The following is an 18,897-nucleotide window of genomic DNA, read 5'->3' on the forward strand; positions in this document are numbered from 1 at the left end:
CTATACCTATAACTCCCGGCCCCGCCTCGTGTGGCTTACAGGAGTGACAGCATGAAGTTCGCGTCTATGATCGGCACCGTTTGCATCGCCACGCTCGCCTTGGCGGGGTGCTCCAGCAAGATCACCCAGCCGGATGAGTACTCCGGTTTCCTGGGTGATTACAGCCGGCTCAAGGAGGAGAAGTCGCCGTCGGGGGCTGCGGTGATGCGCTGGATCGATCCGAAGATCGACCTGGCCAAGTACTCCAGCGTCTATATCGAACCGACACAGCTTTATCCCAAGCCGCAACCCACGGTGAAGATCCCGGCGGCCACGTTGGCCGGAATCACCAGCTACTACGACCAGGCACTCAAGCGCGAAGTGGGCCGCTCCCTGCCGTTGGCCACCAGCCCAGGGCCGGGGGTGCTGGTGGTGCGCGCCGCCATCACGGCCGTCAGCAGCAAGACCGAGGGATTGAAGCCGTATGAAGTGATCCCGATCGCCCTGGTGGCCGCCGCGGTCAGCACCGCCAGTGGCATTCGCGACCAGGAAACCACGCTGGGCACCGAAGCGGTGTTTCTTGACGGTGGCAGCAACACGGCTATCGCCCAAGTGGTGCGCAAGGGCACGGGTAAGCCGTTGTCGAACGCGTCCCAGGTCATGAAGGCCGATGACGTCAAAGCAGTGATCGATGGGTGGGCAGCGGATCTGCATCAGTCATATGTGAAACTCAAGGCTAAATAACAGGTCCCTTCGCTCGTAGGATCCGTGACTTTTTATGTGCAGGCATAGGTCGCGGATTCAATTCGTGGTTAACTCCGGCCTCACCATTTTCAAACCTGTCAGAAGGAATCCGTTCATGGCTCAAGTCACCCTCAAAGGCAATCCGGTCCAAGTCAACGGCCAATTGCCACAAGCCGGTTCCAAGGCGCCAGCCTTTTCCCTGGTTGCCGGCAATCTGTCGGACGTTTCCCTGAAGGATTTCGCCGGCAAGCGCAAGGTGCTGAACATTTTTCCAAGCGTTGACACCCCAACCTGCGCCACCTCCGTGCGCAAATTCAACGCCCAGGCCAACGAGCTGAACAACACCGTGGTGCTGTGCATCTCAGCCGACCTGCCATTCGCCCAAGCACGTTTCTGCGGTGCCGAAGGCCTGGAAAACGTTCAGAACCTGTCGACCCTGCGCGGTCGCGAATTCATTGAGAACTACGGCGTTGCCATCGCCGACGGCCCGCTGGCCGGCCTGACTGCCCGCGCCGTGGTCGTGCTGGACGAAAACGACAACGTGCTGCACAGCGAACTGGTCAAGGAAATCGCTGAAGAGCCAAACTATGACGCGGCGCTTGCTGCTCTGAAATAAGTCGTCAGAAATAAAGTATTTATTACAATTGTTAACGGCCTGGTCTGTCCAGGCCGTTTTCATTTGTGTTTCAAGGTCTTAGCCGACCAAGCGAAACGTAAGCCAAAGGTAAATTGCCGGTAAAGGCGCTTTGCTAAAACCTCGCCAGTGCTTATCGTTCAGCCTCCCGTAAAAGAAGCCCACGCGCCCCATGGTTGACCATTCAATGCAATCCTCTGTATCCCGCAACTCCCGTCGCTGGTTATTCGGCCTGTTCGTCGTCTTGGTCGTCGCGCTGCTGGCCTGGAAGTTCTGGCCCGCCGGCACCGATCAGAAAGCCGGGGCCGGGCAGAAAGCAACCGCTGGTCAAACGGGACGAGCGGGCGGCATGCGGCCCGGGTTTGGTGGGGCGACCGGACCGATTCCGGTACGGGTGGCGCCAGCAGCCACCGGGGATTTTCCGTTGTACTACAAGGCGCTGGGCACGGTGACGGCGCTCAACACCATCAACGTGCGCAGCCGGGTCGGTGGGGAACTGGTCAAGATCGCCTTTGAAGAGGGGCAGATGGTCAAGGCCGGGGACCTCTTGGCCGAAATCGACCCCCGTCCGTACCAGAACGCCTTGCTCCAGGCCGAAGGCACGTTGCTGCAGAACCAGGCTCAATTGAAGAACGCCCAGGTCGACCTGGAGCGCTATCGCGGCTTGTACGCCGAAGACAGCATCGCCAAGCAGACCCTCGACACCGCCGCTGCGTTGGTGGGTCAGTACCAAGGCACGGTCAAGACCAATCAGGCGGCGGTCAACGACGCCAAGCTCAACCTGGAATTCACCAAGATCCGCGCGCCGATCACTGGCCGCGTAGGCTTGCGTCAGTTGGACGTCGGCAACCTGGTGGCGGCCAACGACACCACGGCCCTGGCAGTCATCACCCAGACCCAGCCGATCAGCGTGGTATTTACCCTCCCGGAAAATAACCTCGAAACCGTGCTGGCCCGCTACCGCAGCGGGGCGAAATTGCCGGTCGAGGCGTGGGACCGGGGCGACGTCAAGCTCCAGGCCAGCGGTGTGCTGCAAAGCCTGGACAACCAGATCGATGTGACCACCGGCACCTTGAAGTTCAAGGCCCGCTACGAAAACCGCGATCAATCGTTGTTTCCCAACCAGTTCGTCAACGTGCGCCTGCTGGCCGACACGCTCAAAGACGTGGTCCTGGCGCCGACCGCTGCGATTCAGTTTGGCACCAATGGCACTTTCGTCTATGCCCTGGACGGCGACAAGAAGGTCACCATCAGGAAGCTCAAGGTCGGCGCCAGCGATGGCGTGCACACGGTCGTTACCGAAGGACTGGCAGCCGGCGACCGGGTGGTGCTCGAAGGCACCGACCGCTTGAAGGAAGGCAGCGAAGTGGAGGTGGTCAACGACAGCCAGGACGTGCCTACCACGCCGACCGAGCACCTGCAAGGCAAGAGCGCCGCGGCCCCGACTGAACCGGCCGTGGCCGATAAGGCGAAAAAGGGCGGCGCATGAATTTCTCGCGGCTGTTCATTCTCCGCCCGGTCGCCACGACCCTGAGTATGCTGGCCATTGTCCTGGCCGGCCTGATCGCCTATCGGCTGCTGCCGGTGTCGGCGTTGCCCCAGGTCGATTACCCGACCATCCGCGTGATGACCCTGTACCCGGGCGCCAGCCCCGATGTCATGACCAGCGCCGTGACCGCGCCCCTGGAACGGCAGTTCGGGCAGATGCCGGGCCTGACGCAAATGGCATCCACCAGTTCCGGCGGCGCCTCGGTGATTACCCTGCGCTTCAGTCTCGATGTCAACATGGACGTCGCCGAGCAGCAGGTGCAGGCCGCGATCAACGCCGCCACCAACCTGTTGCCCGACGACCTGCCGGCGCCGCCGGTGTACAACAAGGTCAACCCGGCGGACACCCCGGTGCTGACCCTGGCGATTACTTCCAAGACCATGCTGTTGCCCAAGCTCAATGACTTGGTGGATACGCGCATGGCGCAGAAAATCGCCCAGATCAGTGGCGTCGGCATGGTCACCATTGCCGGCGGCCAACGCCAGGCCGTGCGCATCAAGGTCAACCCCGAAGCCCTGGCGGCCGCCGGCCTGAACCTGGCGGACGTGCGCACCCTGATCGGCGCTTCCAACGTCAACCAGCCCAAGGGCAATTTCGATGGCCCGACCCGGGTCTCGATGCTCGACGCCAACGACCAGTTGACCTCACCCAAGGACTACGCCGAACTGATCCTGGCCTACGCCAACGGCGCGCCGTTGCGGCTCAAGGACGTGGCGCAGATCGTCGATGGCGCGGAAAACGAACGCCTCGCGGCTTGGGCCAACGAAAACCAGGCCGTGCTGCTGAACATCCAGCGCCAGCCCGGGGCGAACGTTATCGAGGTGGTCGACCGGATCAAGGCCCTGTTGCCGAGCATCACCGACAACTTGCCGGCCGGCCTCGACGTGACCGTGCTCACCGACCGCACCCAGACCATCCGCGCCTCGGTCACCGACGTGCAACATGAGCTGCTGATCGCTATCGCCCTGGTGGTGATGGTGACGTTCCTGTTCCTGCGTCGGGTAAGCGCCACCATCATTCCTTCGGTGGCCGTGCCGCTGTCGCTGATCGGTACGTTCGGCGTGATGTACCTGGCCGGTTTCTCCATCAACAACCTGACGCTGATGGCGCTGACCATCGCCACCGGTTTCGTGGTGGACGACGCTATCGTCATGCTGGAGAACATCGCCCGTTTCATCGAGGAGGGCGACAGCCCGATGCAGGCCGCGCTCAAGGGCGCGAAGCAGATCGGCTTTACGCTGATCTCGCTGACGCTGTCGCTGATCGCCGTGCTGATCCCGCTGCTGTTCATGGCCGACGTGGTCGGGCGCTTGTTCCGCGAGTTCGCCATCACCCTGGCAGTGGCCATCCTGATCTCGCTGGTGGTGTCGCTGACCCTGACGCCGATGATGTGCGCCCGGTTGCTCAAGCGCGAGCCCAAGGAAGAAGAGCAGGGCCGCTTCTACCGCGCCAGCGGAGCCTGGATCGATTGGCTGATCGCGGCCTACGGACGGAAATTGCAGTGGGTGCTCAAGCATCAGCCGCTGACGTTGCTGGTGGCCGTGGGCAGTCTGGTGCTGACGGTGGTGTTGTACCTGGCCGTGCCCAAGGGCTTTTTTCCGGTACAGGACACCGGCGTGATCCAGGGCATTTCCGAAGCGCCGCAATCGATATCCTTTGCCGCCATGAGCGAGCGCCAGCAGCAATTGGCCAAGGTCATCCTCACCGACCCGGCGGTGGAAAGCCTGTCGTCGTACATCGGCGTGGATGGCGACAATGCCACGCTCAACAGCGGGCGTTTGCTGATCAACCTCAAGCCCCACAGCGAACGGGACGACAGCGCGACCGAGATCATCGCCCGCTTGCAGCCGCAGCTGGATCGTTTGGTGGGCATCCGCCTGTTCATGCAACCGGTGCAGGACCTGACCATCGAGGACCGGGTCAGCCGCACCCAGTATCAATTCAGCCTGTCGTCACCGGACGCCGAGTTGCTCAGCCTGTGGAGCGGCCGTCTGGTCGAGGCCTTGGCCCAGCAGCCGGAACTGACCGATGTCGCCAGCGATTTGCAGGACAAGGGCTTGCAGGTTTACCTGGTGATCGACCGCGACGCCGCTTCGCGCCTGGGCGTGTCCGTGTCGAACATCACCGATGCGCTGTACGACGCTTTCGGCCAACGCCAGATCTCAACCATCTACACCCAGGCCAGCCAGTACCGGGTGGTGCTGCAAGCCCAGGCCGGCGAACGGATCGGTCCGCAGGCCCTGGACCGGATACACGTCAAGACCACCGATGGCGGGCAAGTGCGGTTATCGAGCCTGGCCCGGGTGGAAGAGCGCCAGGCGCAACTGGCAATTGCCCACATCGGCCAGTTCCCGGCGGTGATGATGTCCTTCAACCTGGCGCCGGGCGTTGCCCTCGGGCACGCCGTCGATGTGATCGAAAAGGTCCAGCAGGACATTGGCATGCCGGTAGGCGTGCAGACCCAGTTCCAAGGCGCTGCCGAGGCATTCCAGGCGTCGCTGTCGAGCACGTTGCTGCTGATCCTGGCAGCGGTGGTGACCATGTACATCGTGCTGGGGGTTTTGTACGAGAGCTATATCCATCCGATCACGATTCTCTCCACGTTGCCGTCGGCGGCCATCGGCGCCTTGCTGGCGTTGATCCTCAGCGGTAATGACCTGGGCATGATCGCGATCATCGGCATCATCTTGCTGATCGGCATCGTCAAGAAAAACGCGATCATGATGATCGACTTCGCCCTTGACGCCGAACGCAACCAGGGCCTGGACCCACAGACGGCGATTTACCAAGCCGCGCTGCTGCGCTTTCGGCCGATCCTGATGACCACCCTGGCGGCACTGTTCGGCGCGGTACCGCTGATGCTCGCCACCGGCTCCGGCGCCGAACTGCGCCAGCCGTTGGGTTTGGTGATGGTGGGGGGGCTGCTGGTCAGCCAGGTGCTGACGCTGTTCACCACGCCGGTGATCTACCTGTATTTCGACCGCTTGGCGCGGCGCTTTGCCCGGCCTGAGGGGAAAGGGTATGAAAGCATCTAGCTACAAGCCGCAAGCTGTAAGCTGCAAGTTAAAGCCTGCGCACGACTCGCTTTGCTCTCGCAGCTTGCGGCTTGTAGCTCGGAGCTGTCGCCCATGAACCTCTCCGGCCCCTTCATCCGTCGCCCGGTAGCGACCATGCTACTGAGCTTTGCCATCATGCTGCTCGGCGGCGTGTGCTTCGGCCTGCTGCCGGTTTCGCCATTGCCGCAGATGGACTTCCCGGTGATCGTGGTCCAGGCCAATCTGCCGGGGGCCAGCCCCGAAGTGATGGCCTCCACGGTGGCGACGCCGCTGGAACGCTCTTTTGGCGCCATCGCCGGCGTCAATACCATGAGCAGCCGCTCCAGCCAGGGCTCCACGCGGGTGATCCTGCAATTTGACCTGGACCGCGACATCAACGGCGCAGCCCGCGAGGTGCAGGCCGCCATCAACGCCTCGCGCAACTTGCTGCCCAGCGGTATGCGCAGCATGCCGACCTACAAGAAGGTCAACCCGTCCCAGGCACCGATCATGGTGTTGTCGCTGACCTCGGATGTGTTGGAGAAAGGCCAGCTCTACGACCTGGCTTCGACGATCCTGTCGCAGAGCCTGTCCCAGGTCTCGGGCGTTGGTGAAGTGCAGATCGGCGGCAGTTCCCTGCCAGCGGTGCGTATCGAACTGGAGCCGCAATTGCTCAACCAGTACGGCGTGGCGTTGGATGACGTGCGCACGGCCATTGCCGACAGCAACGTGCGCAGGCCCAAGGGCTCGGTCGAAGACGACAAGCGGATGTGGCAAGTCCAGGCCAATGACCAGCTGGAAAAAGCCAAGGACTACGAAACACTGATCATCCGCTATCAGGACGGTTCGGTGTTGCGGCTCAAGGACGTCGCCAAGGTCAGCGACAGCGTCGAGGATCGCTATAACAGCGGTTTCTTCAACAACGATGCCGCCGTGCTGCTGGTGATCAACCGCCAGGCCGGCGCCAACATCATCGAGACCGTCAACGAAATCAAGAACCAGCTGCCGGCGTTGCAAGCTGTGCTGCCGGCCAGCGTCAAGTTGAACCTGGCCATGGACCGCTCGCCGGTCATCAAGGCCACGCTGCACGAGGCGGAAATGACCCTGCTGATTGCCGTGGCGCTGGTGGTGCTGGTGGTATTCCTGTTCCTCGGTAACTTCCGCGCTTCGCTGATTCCGACCCTGGCGGTGCCGGTGTCGCTGGTGGGCACGTTCGCGGTCATGTACCTCTACGGGTTCTCCCTGAACAACCTGTCGCTGATGGCCTTGATCCTCGCCACGGGGCTGGTCGTGGACGACGCCATCGTGGTGCTGGAGAACATTTCCCGCCACATCGACGAAGGTGTGCCGCCGATGAAGGCCGCGTACCTCGGTGCCGAAGAGGTGGGCTTCACTTTGCTGTCGATGAACGCCTCGCTGGTGGCGGTGTTCCTGTCGATCCTGTTCATGGGGGGGATTGTCGAGAGTCTGTTCCGCGAGTTTTCCATCACCCTGGCCGCCGCCATTGTCGTCTCGCTTATCGTCTCCTTGACGCTCACGCCGATGCTCTGCGCTCGCTGGCTCAAGCCTCACGTGCCGGGGCAGGAGAATCGCCTGCAGCGCTTCAGCCATGGGCTCAACGAGCGAATGGTCCGTGGCTACGCGCGCACGCTCGATTGGGTGCTGCGCCATCGACGCCTGACCTTGCTGAGCCTGCTGGTGACCATCGGCGTGAACATCGCGTTATACGTGGTGGTGCCTAAAACCTTCATGCCGCAACAGGACACCGGCCAATTGATCGGCTTCGTGCGCGGTGACGACGGGCTGTCGTTCAACGTCATGCAGCCGAAGATGGAAATCTTCCGCCGCGCGGTGCTCAAGGACGAAGCGGTGCAGAGCGTGGCGGGATTCATCGGCGGCAACAACGGCACCAACAACGCCTTCATACTGGTGCGCCTCAAACCGATCAAGGAGCGGGGGATTTCCGCGCAGAAAGTCATTGAGCGCCTGCGCAAGGAGATGCCCAAGGTGCCCGGCGGCCAATTGATGCTGATGGCCGACCAGGACCTGCAATTTGGTGGTGGTCGCGAGCAGACCACCTCGCAATACTCCTACATCCTGCAAAGCGCCGACCTGGCCTCCCTGCGCGAGTGGTACCCCAAGGTTGTCGCCGCTTTCCGCGCCCTGCCGGAACTCACCGCCATCGATGCCCGTGATGGTGGCGGTGCGCAGCAAGTCACGTTGATAGTGGACCGCGACCAGGCCAAGCGCCTGGGTATCGACATGGACATGGTCACGTCGGTATTGAACAACGCCTACAGCCAGCGGCAGATATCCACGATTTACGACAGCCTCAACCAGTACCAAGTGGTGATGGAGGTCAACCCCAAATACGCTCAGGATCCCAAGACACTCGAGCAGGTCCAGGTCATCACTGCCGACGGGGCACGGGTCCCGCTGTCGGCCATTGCCCACTACGAGAACAGCCTGGAGGACGACCGGGTCAGTCACGAAGGCCAGTTTGCTTCCGAGGGCATTTCCTTCGATATGGCCGAAGGCGTCACGGTGGAGCAGGGCACGGCCGCGGTTGAGCGGGCCATTGCCAAGCTTGGGATGCCGGAGGACGTTATCGCGAAGATGGCCGGCACTGCCGATGCCTTCGCTGCCACCCAGAAAAGCCAGCCGTTCATGATCCTCGGGGCGTTGCTGGCGGTGTACCTGGTTCTGGGCGTGTTGTACGAGAGCTACATTCATCCGCTGACCATCCTGTCCACCTTGCCCTCGGCGGGGGTCGGCGCGTTGCTGTCGATCTATGTGCTGGGCAGCGAATTCAGCCTCATCTCGCTGCTAGGGCTGTTCCTGTTGATTGGCGTGGTGAAGAAAAACGCGATCCTGATGATCGACTTGGCGCTGCAATTGGAGCGCGCCGGCCAGACGCCGCTGGAGTCGATCCGCAGTGCGTGCCTGTTGCGGCTACGGCCGATCCTGATGACCACGCTGGCGGCCATTCTTGGCGCCTTGCCATTGCTGCTCGGCGGTGCCGAAGGTTCGGAGATGCGCCAGCCGCTGGGCCTGACCATCATCGGCGGGCTGGTGTTCAGCCAGGTCCTGACGCTTTACACCACCCCGGTGGTCTACCTCTATCTCGATAACCTGCGCCATCGCTTCAACCGCTGGCGTGGGGTGCGCACAGATGCTGCCCTGGAAACTCCGCTATGACCGACCGTTCGTTTTGCAACCTTGCCGCACCGCTGGCGACTGCCCGTGGCTCGCGGGTACTGAGCCTGGCGCTGTGCGTGGCGATGCTGAGTGCTTGCGCGATCGGCCCGGATTACCAGCGTCCGGCCGCCGCCGCACCTGTGCAATACAAAGAGGCCCAGGGCTGGCGCCAGGCCAACCCCAGCGACGCCCTGGCCCGTGGTGCCTGGTGGGAGCTGTACGCGGACACCCGACTCAATGAACTGGTGGAGAAGCTCAACGCCTCCAACCAGACCGTCGCCCAGGCCGAAGCCCAGTACCGTCAGGCCCAGGCGCTGGCGCGCAGTGCGCGCGGGGCGTTCTTTCCAACGGTGGACCTGACCGTTGGAAAGAACCGCTCCAGCCAGGGCACCGGCAGCAGCAGTTCGAGCCTGAGCAGCTCCTCCAGCGGCATCCGCGACACCTACAGCGCCCAGGCGGGCGTGAGCTGGGAAGCGGACGTCTGGGGCAAATTGCGCCGCACCCTGGAGGCCGACGAAGCCAGCGCACAAGCCAGTTTTGCCGACTTGGCGGCGATGCGCCTGAGCCAGCAATCGGAACTGGTGCAAAACTACTTGCAACTGCGCGTGATCGACGAGCAGAAGCGCTTGTTGCAGACCACCGTCGACAACTACCAGCGCTCGCTGAAGATGACTGAAAACCAGTACCGCGCCGGGGTGTCCGGCAAGGACGCGGTGGCCCAGGCGCAAAACCAGCTCAAGACCACCCAGGGCGACCTGATCGATCTGATCTGGCAGCGGGCCCAGTTCGAAAATGCCATTGCCGTGCTGATTGGTCTGCCTCCGGCCGAGTTCAGCCTGGCCGAAACCCAGGACATTCCATCCTTGCCGCAAGTCCCGGTGGCGCTGCCCTCGCAATTGCTCGAACGCCGTCCGGACATCGCTTCGGCGGAACGCTCGGTCATGGCCGCCAACGCCAACATTGGCGTTGCGAAGGCCGCCTATTATCCGGACCTGACGCTGAGCCTGAGCGGCGGCTACAGCAGCAGTACCTACGACAACTGGGTGAGCGTGCCGAACCGCTTCTGGTCGGTGGGGCCGCAATTGGCGATGACGCTGTTCGACGGCGGCCAGCGCTCGGCGGAAGTCGACCGCAGCGTCGCGGCCTACGACCAGACCGTGGCGACCTATCGGCAGACCGTGCTCGACGGGTTCCGTGAAGTCGAGAACTACATGATCCAGCTCAAGGTGCTCGAAGATGAGGCTCGCGTCCGCCAGGAAGCGCTGGATGCCGCTCGTGAGTCCCTGCGCCTGACGCAGAACCAGTACAAGGCCGGGTTGATCGGTTATCTGGACGTGGTGACTGTCCAGGCCACCGCCCTGAGCAACGAACGCAGTGTGCTTAGCCTGCAACAAAGCCGGTTGATCGCCAGCGTGCAATTGATCGCGGCGTTGGGCGGCGGTTGGGATGGGCAGTTGCAGGCGAGCGACAAACCATGATCGCGCCAAGCCTTTGTGGCGAGGGAGCTTGCTCCCGTTGGGTTGCGCAGCAGCCCCTGGTTCTGCCACCTCGGTGTGTCAGTCAGCTCGCATTCAGCTTTTTGGGGTCGCTGCGCAGCCCAGCGGGAGCAAGCTCCCTCGCCACGGGGATTCGCAGGCCCGCAGTCCCGCTTTTGGCCGATGCACTGCCTACGTCCTTTCACGCTGGCTTGTTATAGTTCAGGCCTCTTCCAGCACGGTAAAGGATCACTGCCATGTCGCAATACCAAGCGTTCAACGTCGAACTTGCAGACAACATCGCCCATGTGCAGATCAATCGCCCGGACAAGATCAACGCGATGAACGCTGCGTTCTGGACTGAGATCATCGATATCTTCCAGTGGGTCGACGATACCGACGAAGTGCGGGTAGTGGTCCTGAGCGGTGCCGGCAAGCACTTTTCGTCCGGCATCGACCTGATGATGCTGGCCGGAGTGGCGAATGAACTGGGCAAGGATGTCGGCCGCAACGCCCGTGTGCTGCGGCGCAAGATCCTGGAACTGCAAGCCTCGTTCAACGCCGTGGACAATTGCCGTAAACCGGTTCTCGCGGCGATCCAGGGTTATTGCCTGGGCGGTGCCATCGACTTGATTTCCGCCTGCGACATGCGCTACGCCGCCCAGGACGCGCAATTCTCCATCAAGGAAATCGACATCGGCATGGCCGCCGATGTTGGCACATTGCAACGCTTGCCGCGGATCATCGGGGACGGCATGCTGCGTGAACTCGCTTATACGGGACGTACCTTTGGTGCCGACGAAGCGCGGGACATTGGCCTGGTCAATCGTGTCTACAGTGATACCGCCAGCCTGCTCGACGGGGTGATGGGCATTGCCCGGGAAATTGCCGCCAAGTCGCCGATCGCTATCACCGGCACCAAGGAAATGATCAGCTACATGCGCGATCACCGCATCGACGACGGGCTGGAATACGTCGCCACGTGGAACGCCGCCATGTTGCAATCCAACGACCTGCGCGTGGCCATGGCCGCCCATATGAGTAAACAGAAACCTGAATTTCTGGATTGATCGATCATGCTTTCACGCTGGACCACCGCAGTACTCGATACCGACCTTCCCGGCGGCTGGGCCGTGGCTCGCAGCCCGGAAGGTTTTTTGTACGATGACAACGGCGCGTTGTTTCCCCGCGACTGGCTCAAGCGCCAGGACCTGTCGATCCTCGCCGAACATGGCATCGGTCACCTGGATGGCGAACCGGTCTACCTGCTGGAACTGCACAGCCCCTTGGACATTCCCGGCTGCAACTGGAAAGGCCTGCGGGCGTTCATGCTCGAGGACGACCACACGCTGTTCAAGGTGCTGGGCTATGCGGCGCAGGTCGGCACCTGGGCCCGGGAACATCGCTTTTGTGGCAGCTGCGGGGAGCGTATGAGCCAGGTTCCGCGGGAGCGGGCGATGCATTGTCAGGCGTGCGATCTGCGGCATTACCCGCGCATCTCACCCAGCATGATCGTGTTGATCACCCGTGGCGATGAAGTGCTGCTGGCCCGTTCGCCCCGTTTCGTCAGCGGTGTCTATAGCACCTTGGCGGGGTTTGCCGAGCCGGGTGAATCGGTCGAGGATTGCCTGGTGCGCGAGGTCCGCGAAGAAGTCAGCCTTGAGGTGAAAAACATCCAATACATGGGTAGCCAGTGCTGGCCGTTCCCTCATTCGATGATGCTGGGTTTCCATGCCGAGTACGCCGGGGGCGACATCGTGCCCCAGGAAGACGAAATCGAGGACGCCCAATGGTTCAACGTCCACGACCTGCCGCCACTGCCGGCCTCGCGTTCCATTGCCCGCTACCTGATCGACCTCTATGTGGCTCGCCGGCTAGGCCACGCTGAACCAGTGTTGCCAGGCTAGACGCACGGTCAGGCCCAGCACCACGGTGATGAACACCGGGCGGATGAACTTCGCGCCGCCGCTGATGGCGGTGCGCGCGCCGAAGAAGGCACCGACCATCACCGACAGGCCCATGCTCAGGCCGATGATCCAATCCACCTGGCCCGAAAAGATGAACACCGACAGTGCCGCGATGTTACTGACGAAGTTCATGCTGCGGGCTACGCCGCTGGCCTTGACCAGGTCGATGGGGTAGAGCAGCAGGCTGCTGACGGTCCAGAACGCGCCGGTTCCCGGGCCGGCTACGCCGTCATAGAAACCCAGGGTGAAGCCTTGGGGCGACTGCCAGGTCTTCTTGATCGGCGCGTCACTGTCCAACGGCGCCTTGGGTGTGCCGCCGAACAGCAGGTACAAGCCGCAGGCAAAGACAATCACCGGCAACATCTTGTTCAGCCATTCGGCGGGCAGGTAATGGGCGACGATGGCGCCGGCCAGCGCACCGACCAGCGTGCCGACAATCGCGTGAGTCCACTGCAGTGGATGAAACAGCTTGCGCCTGTAGAAGGTAAAGCTGGCCGTGGCCGAGCCAAAGGTCGAACTCAGCTTATTGGTGCCCAGGACCAGGTGCGGCGGCAGGCCAGCGGTCAACAGGGCAGGCGTGGTGAGCAGGCCGCCACCGCCGGCAATGGCGTCGATGAAACCGGCAATGAACGCGACAACGGCCAGGATAGCGAGGGTGAAGAGGTCTACGCTGAGTTCAAAAGGCATGGAATGGGCTTATTGGGCAGGTCGCAGAAGGGCTGCGGGAAGGCCGTTATGTTACCCATAACGGCGCCGCCCCGCGACCCGCAAGACCTCACTTATTCCAGTGGCGAGCAGCCCTTCAAACCACGTCGTCGACAATAATGTGCCGCTCATCCCGGGAGCACCGCTCGATCCGGGCCTGCACCCGATACACGTCACGCAGCATTTGCTCGGTGATCACATCCTCGCTTCGACCGCAGCCTTGCAGGGTTCCATGGGCGATGACCAGCACCTGGTCGGCGAAGCGCAACGCCTGGTTCAGGTCGTGAATGGCAATGAACAGGATAATCGAGTGCTGGCGGGCGAGGGCGCGCATGAAGCTCAAGACTTGGACCTGGCGGTGCATGTCCAGGGCGCTGGTAGGCTCATCCATCAGCAGGACGTCGGGCTCGCGCACCAGCGTCTGCGCGATGGACACCAATTGCTGTTGCCCGCCGCTCAGTTCGCCGAGATTACGAAATGACAGGTCGCCGATGCCCAGGGATTCAAGGATACGGTCGACGACTTCCAGTTCATCGGCGTGCACGGCCCAACCGGGCGCCTGTTGCTTGCGCGCCAGCAGCACCGATTCATACACGGTCAGTCGCGCGCTGGTATTGAGGTTCTGCGGCATGTAGCAGATACCGGCCTGGCCCCTGCGCGAACCTTCCAGGCGAACCTGGCCCGGGCCTTCGATCAGTCCGGCGATGCGTTTGAACAACGTGGATTTCCCCGCCGCGTTGGGGCCCACCACCGCCACGACCTCGCCACCGCTGAGCATTGGGGTACTGATCCCCTCGAGTACCGATCGGCGACCATAACGAGCGCCGACGTCTTCCAGCTCGATCGTTACCATGACTGTTTCCTGCCGCCCAGAATAAGTGAGATGAAGAACGGCACGCCGATCAGCGACGTGACTACGCCGATGGGGAAAATCGCTCCGGGTATCAGGGTCTTGCTGACCACCGAACTGACCGACAGGATCAAGGCACCTGTAAGCAGTGAGGCCGGGAGAAAGAAACGCTGGTCTTCGCCGATCAGCATCCGCGCAATGTGCGGACCCACGAGACCGATGAAGCCGATGGTGCCGACAAACGCCACGGGAAACGACGCCAGCAGGCTGACCATGACCAGCGTCTGCAAGCGCAACTTGCGCACGTTGACGCCGAAGCTCGCAGCTTTTTCATCCCCCAGGCGCAGGGCGGTCATCGCCCAGGCGCGGCGGGCAAAGATCGGCAAGGTGACCAGGATGACCAGGCAGACCACGCCGAGTTTCGGCCAAGTGGCCTTGGTCAGGCTGCCCATGGTCCAGAACACCACCGCAGCCACGGCTTGCTCGGTGGCGAAAAACTGCACCAGTGCCAACAGCGCATTGAAGGTGAACACCAGGGCGATGCCCAACAGCACTATGGTTTCGCTGGTCATGCCCCGGCGCAGGCTGAGAACGTGAATCAGCAGGGCCGAAAGCATCGCCATGACAAAGGCATTGAGCGGCACCATGTACTGGGCGATCACCGGCACCAGGGCCACGCCGAATGCCAGCCCCAAGGCCGCGCCGAAGCTGGCCGCCGCCGAAATGCCCAAAGTGAACGGGCTCGCCAGCGGATTGTTGAGGATGGTCTGCATCTGCGCGCCGGCCAGGGACAATGCGGCCCCCACGGCCACCGCCATCAGCGCCACCGGCAGGCGAATTTCCCACATCACCACGCGCACCTGGGGCGCCGCGGCATCAGGAGAGAACAGCGCGCCCAGCACTTCATCCAGGCTGTAGCTGGCGGGGCCGAGGGCCAGGTCCAACAGCACACTACATAGCAGTAGCACGGCCAGGCTGATCAGGATCAAGCGTTTACGCCAGACTTGCTCGCGGTAAATCGTGCCCAGGGCGATATCATCGATGCGGCTATTCATGGTTGGGCCTGCGTTGGCTTGAGGCTGACGAAGTAGCCCGGCTCATAGGGCACTGGCAGGAAACGCTCATGGAACTCGCGAAACGTAGCGTCGGGGTCCAGTTCGGTGAACAGCTCCGGGTGGAACCACTTGGCCAGTTGCTGGATGGCGATGAACTGATAGGGGCTGTTATAGAACTGGTGCCAGATGGCATGGAATTCCTGGGTTTGCTGGGCCTTGATCCCGGCATAGGCAGGACGTTGGGTGTACCACTGCAATTTGCGCCGGGCCTCGGCCAGATCGGCCCCCGGCCCCACGCCAACCCAGCGCCCGCCAGGGGCAAAGGCCTCCCAGTTGGCACTGGTGACCACCACCTGTTCCGGGTTGGCGACGATCACTTGCTCAGCGTTCAACTGGCCGAAGGTGTTGGGAATTATTGAGCCGGCAATGTTGCGGCCACCGGCCAGCTCGACGAAGCGACCGAAGTTTTCATTGCCGAAACTCAGGCAGCAATCATCGGTGTAGCCCCCGATACGTTCGATGAACACGTTGGGGCGGGGCGGCTGGCGGGCCTGGATCACATCGGTGACGCGACGGATCTGCTGGTTGCGATAGGCGATGAATGCCTCGGCGCGGGTTTCTTCGCCGAACAACTGGCCGAACAGGCGCATGGTCGGCTCGGTGTTCTGCATTGGGTTATTGCGAAAGTCCACGTAGACCACCGGGATGCCAAGCGCATCGAGCTTCTCGATGTAGCGAGCGTCCTCGGTGGCGTGTTGGGCTTCGATGTTGAGGACGATCACATCCGGTTGCTGGCTGATCGCTTGCTCGATGTCGAAGGTACCGTCTTCGAAACCGCCGAAAGTCGGGACCTTGGCAATCGCCGGATAGCGCCGCAGGTAGGCGCCGTAGGTATCCGGATCGGACTGGATCAGATCCTTGCGCCAGCCAACGATGCGACGGATCGGGTTGTCAGTGTCCAACGCCGCCACCAGATACAACTGGCGGCCTTCGCCGAGAATGACCCGGCGTACCGGAATTCGCACCTGGACCTGGCGGCCGAGCAAGTCGGTGACGGTGGTCTTGGTGGCGGGCGGGGTGTCTGAAAAAGCCAAACCGCTCAGCAGCAAGATGGCGGCACCCAGCAGCCAGGCGGTGAGCGATGAACGCGTCAGAGGTGGAATCAGCATTGTTTGAACCTTGTCAGTACCGGCCCCAGCAGCGGTGCATGCGCTGCCGGGGCGAAGCGCAATCAGAAGTCGACTGTCGCCGAGAGCAAGAGGGTGCGCGGCGCGCCTTGGGAGAACGCGCCGTAGGAGGCGACGCCGGACCAATACTCGCGGTCGAACACGTTCTGCACCGTGGCGCGCAACGTCGTAGGCCGGCCATCGAGCACGGTGCTGTAGCGGGCGCCGGCATCGAAGCGCGTCCACGGGTCGAGTTCTTGGGTATTGGCCTGATTGACGTACTGGCTGCCGGTATAGATTGCCCCGCCGGTCAGCGTCACGCCTTGTACCCACGGGGTGTCCCATTCGGCCCAGAGGTTGGCCTGCACTTCAGGCACGCCCACCGGTTTGTTGCCGCGATTGGCGGCGGTGCCGCTTTTGGTGAGTTCGCCATCGAGCAAAGTGACGCCGCCCAACAGGCGCGTGCCTTCGCGCAGTTCGCCGAACATGTTCAGTTCGATACCGCGGTTGCGTTGTTCGCCCTGGACGGAATACACGTTACCTGCGGTGCCGTTGGTCAACTCGCCGGCAGGCTTCTTGATCTGGAACAGTGCAAGGGTCGAGGTGAAAGTGCCGTAGTCGACCTTGACCCCGACTTCCTGCTGGCGGGAGATGTACGGCTTGAATGTTTCCCCTGAGTTGCTCGCGTTGGCCGGCGCGGTGTCACCCTTGCTCAAGCCTTCGATGTAGTTGTAGTAGAACGAGACATGTTCCCATGGCTTGATCACCGCGCCGAACAGCGGCGTGATTTCGCTTTCGTCGTAGGCACTGGTGACGTTGCCGAAAGTGTTGTAATTGGTCGATTTGATGCTCTGTTTGCGCAGGCCAAGCGTCACTTGAGCGCGCTCATCCAGGATCGACAATGTATCGGCCAAGGCCACGCCGGACAGTTCGGTGTCTGACACCTTCGCTACATCGGGGGATGCGATGGACGGTTTGTCGCGCTCGACCGGGTGATAGATATTCGAAAAGACCGGGGCGCCGGAATTGATTCCTCGGCGCAGCTCATCGCGATAGCGGCTGGCCTGAAGAGTAGCGCTGTGGCTGACCGGACCGGTATCGAACCGAGCCCGGGCACCGGCGTCTACGGTGTAGCGCTCGACTTCGAACTTGTAATAACCGGGTGTCGAGCGCGTGTCCCCGGCGTCGTTCAGAATCGTCGGCAGCTGGTCCGATAGCCGCGCCACATCTGACTTCCCTCCTCCGGCGTGACCGAATACCGTCAGGTTGTCGCTCAAGTCATATTCGCCACTGAGCAGCGCCGATTTGTCGCGGGTTTCGGACCAGCCCCAGTCCTGGGTCACGTTACTGCGTCCGTTGGCCGCCGAAGGCACCTCGACACCGTTCGCGATGCTGAAGGGCCGGGACGGTGCGTCCCATTGTTCTTCCTGGCTGATCAGGTCCAGGCTGGTCCTGAAACGGTCGCCTTGGTAATCCAGGGAGATGGCGCCGATACCGACATCCCGCGATTGCTTGTCAATCGCTGTGTCACCACCTTGCAGACTGCCATTGACGCGCACACCGAAGCGGCGTTCCTCGCCGAAGCGCCGGCTGATATCGACGTGGCCGCCTGCCTGGGTGTCCATCGCGTAGCTCGCCGTCAAGCGGGTCAGGTCCTGATCCAAGGAGCGCTTGGGCACGATGTTGATTACGCCACCGACGCCGCTGTTAGGCGACATGCCATACAGCAGGGCGGCCGGGCCCTTGATAACCTCGATGCGCTCGGCGTATTCGGTGAAGACCCGGTAGTTCGGCGCCACGCCATACACACCATCAAATGCCAGCTCACCCAGGTTGCCTTCGCCCACCGGGAAACCGCGAATGAAAAACGAATCGACGATGCCACCGGCCTGGCCGGTAGATCGCACCGAGGAGTCGCGCTCCAGCACATCGGCGGCGGTCACGGCTTGCTGGTCCTTCATCAAGGTCGAGGTGTAGTTGCTGACGCTGAAGGGGGTGTCCATCAAGTCTTTGTTGCCCAGCAGGCCCACCCGGCCGCCACGGGCAACTTGGCCGCCGCTGTAGGCCGCCGGCAGCTCCCCGGGGCGTACTTCGGCTGCATTGATCGTGGTTTGCGACAAGGTCAGCTCAGCGTCGCCGTCGCGTTTTTGCAAGGTGTAGCTGCCATCGTCGCGTGCGACCAGGTCCAGGCCGCTGCCCGTCAGCAGCCGGGCAAATGCTTCACGGGCGGTGAACTGGCCGGACAGGCCGGGGCTGTTCAAGCCTTGGGTGAGTGACGGTTCGAACGACAATGCGATGCCGGCCTGCACGGCGAACGCCGAAAGCGTTGCCCCCAAGGGGCCGGGCTGGATGTTGTAGGACTGGCTGGCAACGCTGTCCAGCGGCGCGCCCGGGGCCGCCCAGGTACCTGGACTCAAGGTGGTAAGTGCGACGCTGAGCATGGCACTGCGAATCGCCAGATTCAGCTTGCGATCCGAACGCAGGGAGCGGGCAACGGGCATGGCGGGATGATCCTGTGTAGAGGGTTTGTTCTCTAAGCC

The 18,897-nt window shown here is 62.3% G+C and carries 13 protein-coding genes; 8 read left to right on the forward strand and 5 right to left on the reverse strand.

Annotated features, from left to right (window positions below):
- Positions 1 to 51 precede the first annotated feature (51 nt).
- The 8 genes from HU806_RS03725 (at position 52) to nudC (ending at position 12,521) form a co-directional block, all read left to right on the forward strand.
- The gene (locus tag HU806_RS03725) at positions 52 to 723 is read left to right on the forward strand and encodes a DUF3313 domain-containing protein (RefSeq protein ID WP_186609968.1); all 672 of its coding nucleotides are present in this window, start codon (positions 52 to 54) and stop codon (positions 721 to 723) included.
- 115 nt (positions 724 to 838) lie between these two features.
- Positions 839 to 1,339: a thiol peroxidase gene (gene tpx, locus HU806_RS03730; protein WP_186609969.1), complete on the forward strand. Its 501-nt coding sequence runs from the start codon at positions 839 to 841 to the stop codon at positions 1,337 to 1,339.
- Between the two features lie 190 nt (positions 1,340 to 1,529).
- Complete coding sequence (locus tag HU806_RS03735; protein ID WP_186609970.1) at positions 1,530 to 2,846, forward strand: MdtA/MuxA family multidrug efflux RND transporter periplasmic adaptor subunit; 1,317 nt, start codon at positions 1,530 to 1,532, stop codon at positions 2,844 to 2,846.
- Complete coding sequence (locus tag HU806_RS03740) at positions 2,843 to 5,941, forward strand: MdtB/MuxB family multidrug efflux RND transporter permease subunit (RefSeq protein ID WP_186609971.1); 3,099 nt, start codon at positions 2,843 to 2,845, stop codon at positions 5,939 to 5,941. Before HU806_RS03735 ends, HU806_RS03740 begins: the two co-directional genes overlap by 4 nt.
- 93 nt (positions 5,942 to 6,034) lie before the next feature.
- Entirely contained in the window at positions 6,035 to 9,139 is a 3,105-nt protein-coding gene (locus HU806_RS03745) for an efflux RND transporter permease subunit (protein WP_186609972.1), read from the forward strand.
- Positions 9,136 to 10,617: an efflux transporter outer membrane subunit gene (locus HU806_RS03750; protein WP_186609973.1), complete on the forward strand. Its 1,482-nt coding sequence runs from the start codon at positions 9,136 to 9,138 to the stop codon at positions 10,615 to 10,617. Before HU806_RS03745 ends, HU806_RS03750 begins: the two co-directional genes overlap by 4 nt.
- Positions 10,618 to 10,871: 254 nt before the next feature.
- Positions 10,872 to 11,684, forward strand: coding sequence for a crotonase/enoyl-CoA hydratase family protein (locus HU806_RS03755; protein WP_186609974.1), 813 nt, complete (start codon positions 10,872 to 10,874; stop codon positions 11,682 to 11,684).
- A gap of 6 nt (positions 11,685 to 11,690) precedes the next feature.
- On the forward strand, positions 11,691 to 12,521 hold the full coding sequence (gene nudC / locus HU806_RS03760) for an NAD(+) diphosphatase (RefSeq protein WP_186609975.1): 831 nt from the start codon (positions 11,691 to 11,693) through the stop codon (positions 12,519 to 12,521).
- Here the strand turns inward: nudC and HU806_RS03765 are convergent.
- The 5 genes from HU806_RS03765 to HU806_RS03785 all read right to left on the reverse strand — a co-directional run bounded on the left by HU806_RS03765 (position 12,489) and on the right by HU806_RS03785 (position 18,858).
- The gene (locus HU806_RS03765; RefSeq protein WP_186609976.1) at positions 12,489 to 13,268 is read right to left on the reverse strand and encodes a TSUP family transporter; all 780 of its coding nucleotides are present in this window, start codon (positions 13,266 to 13,268) and stop codon (positions 12,489 to 12,491) included. The genes nudC and HU806_RS03765 overlap by 33 nt on opposite strands.
- A gap of 115 nt (positions 13,269 to 13,383) precedes the next feature.
- On the reverse strand, positions 13,384 to 14,139 hold the full coding sequence (locus tag HU806_RS03770) for an ABC transporter ATP-binding protein (protein ID WP_186609977.1): 756 nt from the start codon (positions 14,137 to 14,139) through the stop codon (positions 13,384 to 13,386).
- On the reverse strand, positions 14,133 to 15,191 hold the full coding sequence (locus HU806_RS03775; RefSeq protein ID WP_186609978.1) for a FecCD family ABC transporter permease: 1,059 nt from the start codon (positions 15,189 to 15,191) through the stop codon (positions 14,133 to 14,135). Before HU806_RS03775 ends, HU806_RS03770 begins: the two co-directional genes overlap by 7 nt.
- Positions 15,188 to 16,360 carry an ABC transporter substrate-binding protein gene (locus HU806_RS03780; RefSeq protein WP_186609979.1) on the reverse strand — a complete coding sequence of 391 codons (1,173 nt, stop codon included), beginning with the start codon at positions 16,358 to 16,360 and terminating at the stop codon, positions 15,188 to 15,190. The genes HU806_RS03775 and HU806_RS03780 overlap by 4 nt, the downstream gene beginning before the upstream one ends.
- A 62-nt stretch (positions 16,361 to 16,422) precedes the next feature.
- On the reverse strand, positions 16,423 to 18,858 hold the full coding sequence (locus tag HU806_RS03785; protein ID WP_186609980.1) for a TonB-dependent receptor: 2,436 nt from the start codon (positions 18,856 to 18,858) through the stop codon (positions 16,423 to 16,425).
- Positions 18,859 to 18,897: the final 39 nt, after the last annotated feature.

Source organism: Pseudomonas sp. SWRI154, from assembly GCF_014268645.1.
GTDB lineage: Bacteria > Pseudomonadota > Gammaproteobacteria > Pseudomonadales > Pseudomonadaceae > Aquipseudomonas > Aquipseudomonas marvdashtae.